12 protein-coding genes and 1 other annotated feature are annotated in these 12,946 nt (G+C 53.1%); of the genes, 6 read left to right on the forward strand and 6 right to left on the reverse strand.

All coding sequences use genetic code 11. The features are described 5' to 3' along the window. Nucleotides 1-267: 267 nt before the first annotated feature. From clpB to rluD, 3 genes are all read right to left on the reverse strand, one after another. Nucleotides 268-2,841 (reverse strand): ATP-dependent chaperone ClpB, encoded by a 2,574-nt coding sequence (clpB, locus tag ACOT1A_RS04485; protein WP_022649055.1) that lies wholly within the window; start codon nucleotides 2,839-2,841, stop codon nucleotides 268-270. A gap of 129 nt (nucleotides 2,842-2,970) precedes the next feature. After that, nucleotides 2,971-3,702 (reverse strand): purine nucleoside phosphorylase YfiH, encoded by a 732-nt coding sequence (gene yfiH, locus ACOT1A_RS04490; RefSeq protein ID WP_023298396.1) that lies wholly within the window; start codon nucleotides 3,700-3,702, stop codon nucleotides 2,971-2,973. After that, nucleotides 3,699-4,679: a 23S rRNA pseudouridine(1911/1915/1917) synthase RluD gene (gene rluD / locus ACOT1A_RS04495; RefSeq protein WP_022649057.1), complete on the reverse strand. Its 981-nt coding sequence runs from the start codon at nucleotides 4,677-4,679 to the stop codon at nucleotides 3,699-3,701. Before rluD ends, yfiH begins: the two co-directional genes overlap by 4 nt. A 131-nt stretch (nucleotides 4,680-4,810) precedes the next feature. Between rluD and bamD the strand changes: the two genes are divergently transcribed. From bamD to pheA, 4 genes are all read left to right on the forward strand, one after another. Then, nucleotides 4,811-5,548, forward strand: coding sequence for an outer membrane protein assembly factor BamD (gene bamD, locus ACOT1A_RS04500; protein ID WP_003863164.1), 738 nt, complete (start codon nucleotides 4,811-4,813; stop codon nucleotides 5,546-5,548). 267 nt (nucleotides 5,549-5,815) lie between these two features. Then, the gene (gene raiA / locus ACOT1A_RS04505; RefSeq protein WP_006811628.1) at nucleotides 5,816-6,157 is read left to right on the forward strand and encodes a ribosome-associated translation inhibitor RaiA; all 342 of its coding nucleotides are present in this window, start codon (nucleotides 5,816-5,818) and stop codon (nucleotides 6,155-6,157) included. Nucleotides 6,158-6,260: 103 nt separating this feature from the next. Then, nucleotides 6,261-6,386, forward strand: a sequence feature (Phe leader region). Continuing rightward, on the forward strand, nucleotides 6,262-6,309 hold the full coding sequence (gene pheL, locus ACOT1A_RS04510; RefSeq protein WP_100229775.1) for a pheA operon leader peptide PheL: 48 nt from the start codon (nucleotides 6,262-6,264) through the stop codon (nucleotides 6,307-6,309). Its footprint overlaps the feature before it by 48 nt. Before the next feature lie 30 nt (nucleotides 6,387-6,416). Then, nucleotides 6,417-7,577 (forward strand): bifunctional chorismate mutase/prephenate dehydratase, encoded by a 1,161-nt coding sequence (gene pheA / locus ACOT1A_RS04515; protein WP_023306733.1) that lies wholly within the window; start codon nucleotides 6,417-6,419, stop codon nucleotides 7,575-7,577. On the opposite strand, the gene ACOT1A_RS04520 is transcribed toward pheA, so the two are convergent. The 3 genes from ACOT1A_RS04520 to aroF are packed head-to-tail and all read right to left on the reverse strand — an operon-like array spanning nucleotide 7,574 to nucleotide 10,709. Continuing rightward, a complete protein-coding gene (locus ACOT1A_RS04520) occupies nucleotides 7,574-8,446 on the reverse strand; it encodes an SMP-30/gluconolactonase/LRE family protein (protein WP_155024331.1) in 873 nt (290 codons plus the stop codon). The two genes, pheA and ACOT1A_RS04520, sit on opposite strands and share 4 nt — an antisense overlap. Before the next feature lie 60 nt (nucleotides 8,447-8,506). Further along, on the reverse strand, nucleotides 8,507-9,628 hold the full coding sequence (gene tyrA, locus ACOT1A_RS04525; RefSeq protein ID WP_022649060.1) for a bifunctional chorismate mutase/prephenate dehydrogenase: 1,122 nt from the start codon (nucleotides 9,626-9,628) through the stop codon (nucleotides 8,507-8,509). A gap of 10 nt (nucleotides 9,629-9,638) precedes the next feature. After that, nucleotides 9,639-10,709 carry a 3-deoxy-7-phosphoheptulonate synthase AroF gene (gene aroF, locus ACOT1A_RS04530; protein WP_006811632.1) on the reverse strand — a complete coding sequence of 357 codons (1,071 nt, stop codon included), beginning with the start codon at nucleotides 10,707-10,709 and terminating at the stop codon, nucleotides 9,639-9,641. Between the two features lie 478 nt (nucleotides 10,710-11,187). Between aroF and ACOT1A_RS04535 the strand changes: the two genes are divergently transcribed. Continuing rightward, nucleotides 11,188-11,724, forward strand: a complete 537-nt coding sequence (locus ACOT1A_RS04535) for a YfiR family protein (RefSeq protein WP_276169972.1) — start codon at nucleotides 11,188-11,190, stop codon at nucleotides 11,722-11,724. Beyond that, nucleotides 11,717-12,937, forward strand: coding sequence for a diguanylate cyclase DgcN (dgcN, locus tag ACOT1A_RS04540; protein ID WP_199009209.1), 1,221 nt, complete (start codon nucleotides 11,717-11,719; stop codon nucleotides 12,935-12,937). The genes ACOT1A_RS04535 and dgcN overlap by 8 nt, the downstream gene beginning before the upstream one ends. Nucleotides 12,938-12,946 lie beyond the last annotated feature (9 nt).

The raw sequence follows: 12,946 nt of genomic DNA on the forward strand, positions 1-12,946 counted from the left end.
CGCTGCGGCGCGGGGTGTGCATATTACGCTTTCCCGCTTCAGAGTCAAGCGTTTATTTTGCTTTTCTCTGCTGACCCGGCGGCGTGCGTGCCGTTGTTCCGTGTCAGTGGAGGCGCATTATAGGGAGTTCTTCTGAGGCTGCAAGTGCAAAGTGAAAATTATTTACTGACTGCTCATTTTCCAGGCAAAACACATCTCAGACCTTAATTCTTGCCTGGTTTTTAAACAAAAACGAGCCGCAAGCGGCCCGTTTTTGCGTTTTGTGACTTACTGCACTGCCACAATTCGGTCTTCGTTGGCTTCCAGACGGATAACTTTGCCCGGAACCAGCTCCCCGGAAAGGATTTGCTGCGCCAGCGGGTTTTCGATCTGCTGCTGGATTGCACGTTTTAACGGACGCGCGCCATAAACAGGATCGTAACCATTCTCGCTCAGCAGTTTCAGCGCATCATCCGAGATGTGGATTTCATACCCACGCTCTTCCAGACGCTTGTACAGACGCTGCAACTGGATCTGCGCAATCGACGCAATGTGTTTCTCACCCAGCGGATGGAACACGACCACTTCATCAATACGGTTGATGAACTCCGGACGGAAGTTTTGGCTGACCACACCCAGCACCAGATCTTTCATATGGCTGTAATCCAGCTCACCGAAGCGTTCCTGAATCAAATCGGAACCCAGGTTCGAGGTCATGATCACCACCGTGTTACGGAAATCGACCGTTCTTCCCTGCCCGTCCGTCAGGCGTCCATCATCCAGCACCTGCAACAGAATGTTAAACACGTCAGGATGAGCCTTTTCCACTTCATCCAGCAGGATGACGGAATAAGGACGACGACGAACCGCTTCCGTCAGGTAACCGCCCTCTTCATAACCGACATATCCCGGAGGCGCACCGACCAGACGCGAGACAGAGTGTTTCTCCATAAACTCGGACATATCGATACGCACCATCGCGTCATCGCTGTCGAACATAAAGTTAGCCAGCGCTTTACACAGTTCGGTTTTACCGACACCGGTTGGCCCCAGGAACAGGAACGAGCCGATGGGTCGATTCGGATCGGATAGCCCCGCACGGCTACGACGAATGGCGTTAGATACCGCTTCGACCGCTTCGTTCTGGCCAATGACGCGCTGATGCAGATCCTGCTCCATACGCAGCAGTTTTTCGCGTTCACTTTCCATCATGCGAGCTACAGGAATCCCCGTCCAGCGCGCCAGCACTTCGGCAATCTCGGCGTCCGTCACTTTATTACGCAACAGACGCATGGTTTTGCCTTCCGACTGCGTGGCGATCTCAAGCTGTTTTTCCAGCTCAGGGATCTTGCCGTACTGTAGCTCGGACATCCGCGCCAGGTCCCCTACGCGACGCGCCTGCTCAATGGCAATTTTCGCCTGCTCCAGCTCCGCCTTGATTGTCTGGGTGCCAGAGAGGGAGGCTTTCTCAGCTTTCCACTCTTCTTCCAGCTCAGAATACTGACGCTCTTTCTCATCCAGCTCTTCGTTGAGCATATCGAGGCGTTTCTTACTCGCTTCATCAGACTCTTTGTTCAATGCCTGCTGTTCCAGCTTGAGCTGAATAATGCGGCGATCGAGTCGGTCCAGCTCTTCCGGTTTCGAGTCAATCTGCATACGGATGCTGGACGCCGCTTCATCGATAAGGTCGATGGCTTTATCCGGCAACTGCCGGTCGGCAATGTAACGATGCGAAAGCGTCGCCGCCGCAACGATGGCCGGGTCAGTGATCTGCACATGATGGTGCAGCTCATAACGCTCTTTCAGACCACGCAAAATCGCGATGGTATCTTCAACGCTTGGTTCTGCGACAAACACCTTCTGGAAGCGTCGCTCCAGCGCGGCATCTTTTTCAATGTACTGACGATACTCGTCCAGCGTAGTGGCACCGACGCAGTGAAGTTCACCACGTGCCAGCGCAGGTTTCAGCATGTTCCCTGCATCCATTGCGCCGTCAGCTTTACCTGCCCCCACCATAGTGTGCAGTTCGTCAATAAACAGGATGACGTTGCCTTCCTGTTTCGCCAGATCGTTCAGCACGCCTTTCAGACGCTCTTCAAATTCACCGCGGTATTTCGCCCCGGCCACCAGCGCGCCCATATCCAGCGCCAGTACGCGACGGCCTTTCAGCCCTTCGGGCACTTCGCCATTAACGATACGCTGCGCCAGCCCTTCAACGATGGCGGTTTTACCGACGCCAGGCTCACCAATCAGCACCGGGTTGTTTTTGGTACGGCGTTGCAGTACCTGAATAGTCCGGCGAATTTCTTCGTCGCGACCGATTACCGGGTCAAGTTTGCCCTGCTCGGCACGTTCGGTCAGATCGACCGTAAATTTTTTCAAAGCCTGACGTTGGTCTTCGGCTCCCTGGTCGTTCACGCTTTCACCTCCGCGCATTTTCTCAATCGCCTGGGTCACATTAGCGGTGGTTGCACCGGCGGATTTCAGCAGGTCGGTTAAGGTACCGCGTGATTCAAGCGCCGCCAGAACAAACAGCTCTGACGAAATAAAGTTGTCCCCACGTTTTTGCGCCAGCTTGTCGCAAAGGTTCAGTACACGCACCAGATCCTGTGACGGCTGTACGTCGCCACCGGTACCTTCTACCTGCGGTAAACGACTCAGCGCCTGATCGATGGCGGTGCGTAACTGGCCGGCATTAATGCCAGCGGACGTTAACAAAGGACGTATCGATCCCCCTTCCTGATTCAGCAAGGCGCTCATTAAATGAAGAGGTTCGATAAATTGGTTGTCGTGCCCCAGTGCGAGGGACTGGGCATCGGCGAGAGCAAGCTGGAATTTATTAGTAAGACGATCCAGACGCATAACTCCTCCCATAACAGGTCAAATTTGCTACTGGAGATTAAATGAGGTCATCCCTCAATTATTCAAGGTTAATAACCTGAATTATGTGAAAAGAAAACGGCGCGTACCGGATCGTCTTGATTCTTTAGGTTATATCAGCCAAATGAAACTTGCCATACGGCCTGTCGTCTTGTCACGGCGCCAGGAGAAAAAATCACCCTTTTCGGTGAATGTACAGCGATCGCCGCCGAAGATCTGGGTCACGCCGACATTATTAAGGCGCTGGCGGGCAAGCTGATAAATATCGGCCAGATATTTATCGCCGGATGCCACAAACGCATTAACCGCCTGAGGATCTTTTTCCATAAAAGCTTGCCGAACCTCAGGCCCCACTTCAAATGCCTGCGGGCCAATCGCCGGGCCAAGCCAGGCGATGAGATTTGCAGAATCGTCCTGGAAGCAGGCAACGGTCTCTTCCAGCACGCCTTCACACAGGCCACGCCAGCCCGCATGCGCTGCTGCAATCTCCGTACCGGCACGGTTACAAAACAACACCGGCAGGCAATCAGCGGTCATCACCGCGCAAACCGTTCCCGGCGTATTGCTGTACGAAGCATCGGCGCGTTTAGACGCATAGGGCTCACCCGTAAGCTTCAGCACCGCTTTACCGTGCACCTGCTCAAGCCAGACCGGTTTTGAAGGAAGGTTTCCCGCAGCAAACAGACGTTTACGGTTCTCTTCGACGTGCTCCAGGTTATCGCCACAGTGCGCACCGAGGTTCAAAGACGCCCACGCACCCTGGCTCACGCCACCGATACGGGTCGAGCTACAGGCGGCCACGCCTTCAGGCAGCGGCCACTCCGGGACAATCAGTTTGGTCATAACCAGTCCACGTGATCCTTATGTTCTTCGAAATCTGCGCGCATCGCGTCGATAAGTTCCACCATATCCTGTGGGATAGGCGCATGCCATTCCATCTGAATTCCGGTGATTGGGTGGTAAAGACGTAGCATCGTCGCATGCAGCGCCTGGCGATCGAATTTACGCAGCACGGAGATGAATTCATCCGATGCGCCCTTTGGTGGACGCGGACGACCGCCGTAAACAGGGTCACCCACCAGTGGATGGGTAATATGCGCCATGTGCACGCGGATCTGGTGAGTACGCCCGGTTTCCAGACGCAGACGCAGGCGCGTATGAATACGGAAATGTTCCATGATGCGGTAGTGGGTTACCGCCGGTTTACCCATCGGGTGCACGGACATATGCGTACGCTTGGTTGGATGACGACTAATCGGCTCTTCCACCGTGCCGCCAGAGGTCATATGACCAATCGCCACCGCTTCATACTCACGGGTGATTTCGCGCAGCTGCAAAGATTCCACCAGTCGAGTCTGGGCGGGGATCGTCTTCGCCACCACCATCAGACCCGTGGTGTCTTTATCCAGACGGTGAACGATACCGGCACGCGGTACGTCAGCTATCGGCGGGTAATAATGAAGGAGTGCGTTAAGTACCGTACCGTCAGGATTACCCGCGCCCGGATGGACGACAAAGTCACGCGGTTTGTTGATGACCAGAATATCGTCATCTTCGTAGACGATATCCAGCGGGATATCCTGCGGCTCGAAGCGGACTTCCTCTTCGATTTCAGCATTGATGGCGACAGCTTCCCCACCAAACACTTTCTCTTTTGGTTTGTCCCAGATCTTGCCGTTTACCAGCACGCGCTGGTCAAGGATCCATTCTTTTATACGTGAACGCGAATAATCAGGGAACAATTCGGCCAAAGCCTGATCTAAGCGTTGACCGAGCTGATTTTCGGAGACTGTTGCGGTGAGTTCTACTCGTTGTGCCATAAACTGCTTCTTCGTTTAACGTTGGGTTTTACGGCTTTGCCGTTTAATATAGTGTGCTATTGTAGCTGGTCTTAATCGGGAGCAGGAACTGAGTTTCTCCCGGACAAACATTTGAGGAAAGTCAAAACGTCATGACGCGCATGAAATATCTGGTGGCAGCGGCCACGTTGAGCCTGGCTTTGGTGGGCTGCTCCGGTTCGAATGAACAGGTCCCTGACAATCCGCCGAATGAAATCTATGCGACTGCACAACAAAAGTTGCAGGACGGTAACTGGAAACAGGCGATAACGCAACTGGAAGCGTTGGATAATCGCTATCCGTTTGGTCCGTATTCACAGCAGGTACAGTTAGATCTGATCTACGCCTACTATAAAAATGCCGATCTGCCGCTGGCTCAGGCAACGATCGATCGTTTCATGCGTCTGAACCCTACCCATCCTAACATCGATTACGTGATGTACATGCGCGGCCTGACTAACATGGCGCTGGATGACAGTGCATTGCAGGGCTTCTTCGGGGTGGATCGTTCTGACCGTGACCCGCAACATGCGCGTGATGCTTTCAATGACTTCTCCAAACTGGTGCGTAGCTACCCGAACAGCCAGTACATTACCGATGCCACTAAGCGTCTGGTGTTCCTGAAAGATCGTCTGGCGAAATACGAGTACTCCGTTGCGGAATACTACACCCGCCGTGGCGCATGGGTTGCCGTGGTTAACCGTGTAGAAGGCATGCTGCGTGATTATCCGGATACCCAGGCCACGCGTGATGGCCTGAAGCTGATGGAGAATGCGTATCGCCAGATGCAGATGACGGCTCAGGCTGACAAAGTGGCGAAAATCATCGCCGCGAACAGCAGCAACACCTGATACCGCTACAACGCATAACGGCAGCCCGCAGGCTGCCGTTTTTTTATTCTTTCAGACTTACGCTGAAGCGGTTTAGCTTCAACACATCCAGTCAACTATGACCGCAATTGCTGGCTTCGACAAGGTAAATCTCACCTCTTCCTGCCCTGCCTCACAAAAAAGATTCCCTGACAAAAACCGACAAAATAACGTGATCTAAATCACACATTTTGACATTAGGTCGGGTATGCTGGAATCACCAAGACGGAAAGACAAGAGGTAAAATTTATGACAATGAACATTACCAGTAAACAAATGGAAATTACTCCGGCAATCCGCCAGCACGTCGCAGACCGTCTCGCCAAACTGGATAAATGGCAAACACATTTGATTAATCCACATATCATCCTGTCCAAGGAGCCGCAGGGTTTCGTCGCTGATGCAACTATCAATACTCCAAACGGCCATCTGGTCGCCAGCGCTAAACACGAGGATATGTACACCGCAATTAACGATTTGATCAACAAGCTGGAACGGCAGCTCAATAAAGTGCAACACAAAGGTGAAGCCCGTCGCGCCACAACATCGGTGAAAGACGCCAGCTTCGCGGAAGAAGTTGAAGAAGAGTAATCCTTTAAATTGAGTGTACCGACAACGCGCCTTCGGGCGCGTTTTTTATTGACAGGATCAAAACAGTACAGGTACTTTAACCCTATCAATTTCAGGATGACCTAATGAAACAGACGCCGTTTTTCTTCGCATTCTTTTTTACCTTCCCCTGACCGGGAGGCGTTTCGTCGTGTGATAAAGAATGCGAAGACGAACAACAAGGCCTCCCACACCGGGAGGCCTTTTTTATTGATAACGATAAAATGAGACAGACAACACTATGACACCGGAAAACCCGCTCCTGGATTTACGCGTAAAAATCAGTGCACTCGACGAAAAGTTACTGGCCCTGCTGGCAGAACGCCGCGCGCTCGCCATTGAAGTGGGCAAAGCCAAGCTGGATTCTCATCGGCCGGTGCGCGATATCGATCGCGAGCGTGATTTACTGGAACGGTTGATACAGCTCGGCAAAGCGCATCATCTTGATGCCCACTACATCACCCGCCTGTTCCAGCTCATCATTGAAGATTCCGTTCTGACGCAACAGGCCCTGCTCCAGCAGCATCTGAACAAAACCAACCCGCACTCTGCTCGGATCGCTTTCCTCGGCCCGAAAGGTTCTTATTCTCACCTGGCGGCTCGCCAGTACGCAGCCCGTCATTTCGAAGAGTTCATTGAGAGCGGTTGTGCAAAATTTGCAGACATCTTCAACCAGGTCGAAACCGGCCAGGCAGATTACGCCGTGGTGCCTATTGAGAACACCAGTTCCGGCGCCATCAACGATGTTTACGATCTGCTCCAGCACACCAGCCTGTCGCTGGTCGGTGAGCTGACTATTCCTATCGATCACTGCGTGCTGGTCTCTGGCTCAACCGATCTGAGTCAGATCGAAACGGTGTACAGCCACCCGCAGCCGTTCCAGCAGTGCAGCCAGTTCCTGAACCGTTATCCGCACTGGAAAATTGAGTACACCGAAAGCACCTCGGCGGCGATGGAAAAAGTGGCGCAGGCAAACTCTCCTGCCGTCGCGGCACTCGGTAGCGAAGCGGGCGGCGCGCTGTATGGCTTACAGGTGCTGGAACGCAATCTGGCCAACCAGACGCAAAATATCACCCGTTTCGTGGTTCTTGCCCGCAAGGCCATCAACGTGTCGGACCAGGTCCCGGCGAAAACCACCCTGCTGATGGCGACCGGCCAGCAGGCGGGTGCGCTGGTTGAAGCGCTGCTGGTGCTGCGTAATCACAACCTGATCATGACGAAGCTGGAATCCCGCCCAATACATGGCAACCCGTGGGAAGAGATGTTCTATCTCGACGTTCAGGCCAACCTGGAGTCTGCATCCATGCAGAAAGCCCTGCGCGAACTGGGCGAGATCACACGCTCCATGAAAGTACTGGGCTGCTATCCGAGCGAAAACGTGGTCCCGGTCGATCCGGCTTAATGTTCGATAAAGCGGCTTTTCTTCATCCCTGCCACATTTACAGGCAGGGTGAAGATGGCACCGGAAAGCGGGTATTTCGCCAGCTCTTCCGCCTCCATATTTTCCCGCGTGGTGGTGATAAACAGCGTTTTCATATCGTCGCCGCCAAAGCAGACCATTGTCGGGCAGCGTACCGGCAGCCGGTATTCTTCCAGCTGTTCGCCTTGCGGTGAAAACCGTGCGATACGCCAGCCGTCAAACAGTGCGCTCCAGTAGCAGCCTTCCTCATCCATTGCCGCTCCGTCGGGTATACCCTCTCCCTCGCTAAAACGGCGAAACTCTTCGCGCTTACCGGGTTCCCCCTGCTTATCAAGCGGCGTACGGTAGATCACACCGTTCGGCGTATCAGAAGTAAACATCCACCGTTTGTCAGGACTAAACGCTAAACCGTTATGCCCCTGAATATCGCACTGGATCACTTTCGGTGTCAGGTCGTTGTCGATACGCATCAACATGGCGCCGTTATAATCTCCCGGCCCCCAGAACGTGCCCGCATAAAACCGTCCCTGATGGTCGGTGCCTCCATCGTTAAAGCGTGCAAGCTGCGAGTTGGACGGGTTATCGCAAACCTTACGCTGGAGCAGGCCGTGTTTATCGGTCAGCCAGATGGCGTTTCGCATCGCGACGATAAATCCGCCGCGTTCACGCAGGGCAAAACACCCAACTTCTTCATGGAATGAGAGCACCGAGTGTTCCGCGGTGGGCAGATGGTACCGATGAATCTCCCCTTCCAGAATATCCGCCCAGTAGAGCGCCTTCTCTTCAGCACTCCACGTCGGGCATTCGGGCAGATGCCCGGTATAGTTCAACAGCAGTTGCGGTTCAGCCATGACAATTCCCCAAAATGAAAAAAGCCAGCATTGCTGGCTTTTAGTATATACATCATCAGATTACTGGCGACTGTCATTTGCCTGGCGCAACAGCGTGCGGCTTTCACTCTGGAACCGCGTGGCGTAATCACCGAACCAGTGCTCCACTTTACGGAAACTGTCGATAAACGCTTGTTTATCGCCGTGTTCCAGCAAGGTGATCGCTTCGCCAAAACGCTGATAGTAGCGCTTGATCAGCGCCAGGTTATTTTCAGACGACATGATGATGTCGGCGTAAAGCTGTGGATCCTGGGCAAACAGTCGCCCGACCATCGCCAGCTCCAGACGATAGATTGGCGAGGAAAGCGCCAGCAATTGTTCAAGCTGAACGTTCTCTTCCGCCAGGTGCAGACCATAGGCGAAGGTTGCAAAGTGGCGCAGCGCCTGAATAAACGCCATGTTCTGATCGTGCTCAACCGCACTGATACGGTGCAAACGTGCCCCCCAGACCTGAATCTGTTCCAGGAACCACTGATACGCTTCCGGCTGACGACCGTCGCAGTAAACCACTACCTGCTTCGCCAGGCTGCCGCTGTCCGGGCCAAACATCGGGTGTAACCCAAGCACGGGCCCGGTGTGCGCCGCCAGCATTGCCTGTAGAGGGCCATTTTTAACGGACGCCAGATCCACCAGAATGCAATCTTCCGGCAGCGGAGGAAGTTTCGCGATAATCTGCTCCGTCACATGAATCGGTACGCTGACGATAACCATTCCGGCATCCTTCATGAGTTCCGGCGCATGCGGCCAGTCCTCTTTTTCCAGGATGCGCACCTGATAGCCAGAAAGCGTCAGCATTTTTTCAAACAGACGCCCCATCTGGCCGCCGCCACCGACAATCACCACCGGACGCAGCGACGGACAGAGAGTTTTGAAGCCCTTGTCGTTTTCGCTGGAATAGGATTCCCGCATCACACGACGCAGGACATCTTCAATTAAGTCCGGTGAAACGCCCAGCGCCTGTGCCTCTTTACGGCGGGAGGCGAGCATAGAGGCCTCACGCTCTGGAACGTAAATTGGCAGGCCGTATTTGCTTTTAACTTCGCCGACCTCAGCAACCAGTGCCATGCGGCGCGCCAGCAGGTCCAGCAACGCCTTATCCACTTCATCAATTTGATCGCGTAATGCGGTCAATTCAGCAACCATAACTATCCTCTTATGCCAGACGCGTCGCCAGCTGGCCGTTCAAATCTTTGTGGATCTCACGCAGTAGCGCATCAGTGGTTTCCCAGCTGATGCAAGCATCCGTGACCGAGACGCCGGGCTTCATCGCGCTACGCGGCTGTTCCGATGACTGATTGCCTTCATGAATATTACTTTCAATCATCAGGCCGATAATTGAACGGTTACCATCTTTAATCTGTGCAATCACAGATTCTGCAACCGCAGGCTGGCGACGGTAATCTTTATTCGAATTACCATGACTGCAATCTACCATCAGCGCCGGACGCAGTCCCGCCTGTTCCATCTCTTTTTCACACTGCGCGACATCCGCCGGGCTGTAGTTTGGCGCTTTACCACCGCGCAGGATCACATGCCCGTCCGGATTGCCCTGCGTTTGCAGCAGGCATACCTGGCCCGCCTGGTTGATCCCGACAAAACGATGGGGCATGGCGGCGGCGCGCATGGCGTTAATCGCCGTGGCCAGGCTGCCGTCGGTACCGTTTTTAAAACCAACCGGCATAGACAGGCCAGACGCCATCTCGCGGTGGGTTTGTGACTCGGTGGTGCGCGCCCCAATCGCAGACCAGCTAAACAGATCGCCGAGGTACTGCGGGCTGTTCGGATCCAGCGCTTCGGTTGCCAGCGGCAGCCCCATGCTGACGAGCTCCACCAGCAGGCGACGCGCAATCTTCAGGCCCGCTTCCACATCAAACGAGCCATCCATGTGCGGATCGTTAATCAACCCTTTCCAGCCAACCGTTGTACGTGGCTTTTCAAAATAGACGCGCATCACCAGATAGAGGCTATCGCTGACCTCCTCCGCTAATGCTTTAAATCGACGAGCGTACTCAATGGCGGTTTCAGGATCGTGAATGGAGCAAGGACCACATACCACCAGCAGGCGCGGATCGCGGCCTGCGATAATGTCAGAAATGGTCTGGCGAGAGTGCTCAATCTGAGCTTCCTGCGCGACGCTCAGCGGGAATTCCGCCTTCAGTTGATCCGGGGTGATTAACACCTGTTCGTCAGTGATATGTACGTTATTCAGCGCGTCTTTTTGCATGATTGCGATCCTGTAAAACTCGTTTGCGATAGTGGTTTTCCTCGAAGAGGTGACACAACGATAACACATCAAGTAAAGATTTCAATCCAAAATTCGTACAGATTATTTTACAGTAGCCATCTATATGCCAAATTACAGGTTAAAAACGTAAACTTAAAATTACACATACGCTTTTAATGCCAGTCTACGCTCACACCAGGGACGCTATCCAGGCGCTGGCCGTTAGCTTAATTATCCTCGGGTCAATTGAGGGAAAGTTGCGTGGCTACATAAATCCTGGCAACAAAAAATGAATAAAAGTATGAATTCCAGCAGACTTAATTGAGCCTGCCTAAATTACTTTGAATATCGTGCTCTGTAAGATTTAGCTTAGGTCAAGACAGGGATATTTCTGACATAATGACGGCTTTGAGAAAGAATGGTATTCTGCCGGAAATTCATAAGGGCATCTATTTCCGGGGCGGTTTGGCGGATTCTGATGAGAAATGCATTCTTGATCGCTTTGCTTCACCTCCCCCTGGCGCTAATGCTTTTCATTTTGGTGAGCCCTGCAAGGGCAGGCTCGCTCACGGAAACGGATAAATCGGTACGTTCGATTGTTTCTGGTATTGTGAGCTACACCCGATGGCCAGCACTTTCCGGCCAGCCTAAGCTCTGTATTTATGCCTCTTCCCGTTACAGACAGGCGCTCAGCAGTGAAGATGTAAATAACCCGTTGTCCTATAGTCCTGTCATTGTGCATAGCGATCGGGAAGCACTCACAGCAAGGTGCGATGCCCTCTATTTCGGGAGCGAATCACCGGCAAAACAACAGGAAATAATAAATCAATATCAGGGCCAGGCGTTGCTATTAATGTCAGAGCAAAATCCTGAATGCGTTATTGGCAGCGCATTTTGTCTGATAATAGAGCACAACAAGGTCAGGTTTTCCGTAAATCTGGATGCGCTGACGCGCAGTGGCGTAAGAGTCAATCCGGATGTATTAATGCTCGCTCGGAATAAGAAGCATGAATAAGGAATTCACACCAACACCGCGTCCGACGTTTAAAAGAACGTTGCGGCGAATCAGCATGATAAGCGTCATTATAACGATGACGTTTATATGGTTGCTGCTGTGTTTCGCTTCCGTGGTGACATTAAAGCAATACGCGCAAAAAAACCTCGAACTCACCGGCGCCACCATGAGCCACAGCCTTGAGGCCTCTCTGGTGTTCAACGATGCCGTGGCGGCAAATGAAACGCTGGCGACCCTCGGCAAGCAGGGGCAATTTGCCGTGGCGGAAGTGCTAAATGCACATCATAAACGGTTTGCCTGGTGGTCGTGGAACCCGGCGGATAATACCGACACGCTGGGCGCGCTGGTCAACCGGTGGTTGTTCCCTGTTCCTGTCGCACAGCCCATCATACATAACGGTAATGTGATTGGCGAAATTCGTCTGACCGCACGAGACAGCCTGATTAGCCACTTTATCTGGCTCTCATTTGCGGTCCTCACTGGCTGCATTCTTTTTGCCTCTGCCGTCGCATTGACCATCACCCGCTCGCTACATCATGGCATGGTTGTTGAAATGCAAAACATCACTGACGTTGTGCATGACGTCCGTACCAACCGCAACTTCTCTCGCCGGGTAACGGAAGGCCGCATTGAAGAGTTCCACCAGTTTGGTGAAGACTTCAACAGCCTGCTGGATGAAATGGAAGAGTGGCAGCTCAAGCTACAGGCGAAAAACGCTCAACTGTTGCGTACCGCCATGCACGATCCGCTCACGGGGCTTGCAAACCGCGCCGCGTTTCGCAACAACATTGCGGCCTTAATGAATGACGCTTCGGCAAAGACCAATTCTGCCCTGCTCTTCCTGGACGGTGATAACTTCAAGTTTATTAACGACACCTGGGGCCATGCCGCGGGCGACTGCGTACTGATCGAAGCCGCAAAAAGGATGGTCGAATTTGGCGAAAAACGTCATCAGTCTTACCGTCTTGGCGGCGACGAGTTTGCCATGATCCTTTATGGCGTCCACACCGCGCGTGAGGTCGAATATATTTGCGCTGCGCTGTCGCAGCAATTTATCCGTCCGTTTGATCTGCATAACGGACACACAGCATCAATGTCACTCAGCATTGGCTTTGCTCTGGCGTGGGAAAATGCCTCCGTCGAGGCATTACTGGAGCAAGCCGATCGCAATATGTACCTGGTCAAAAACCAGCGTTCGAAAACAATACCCTGAAAGGAAGAC

The sequence above is a fragment of the Enterobacter cloacae complex sp. SYL003 genome (genome assembly GCF_049236925.1).
GTDB classification, from domain to species: Bacteria; Pseudomonadota; Gammaproteobacteria; order Enterobacterales; family Enterobacteriaceae; genus Enterobacter; species Enterobacter intestinihominis.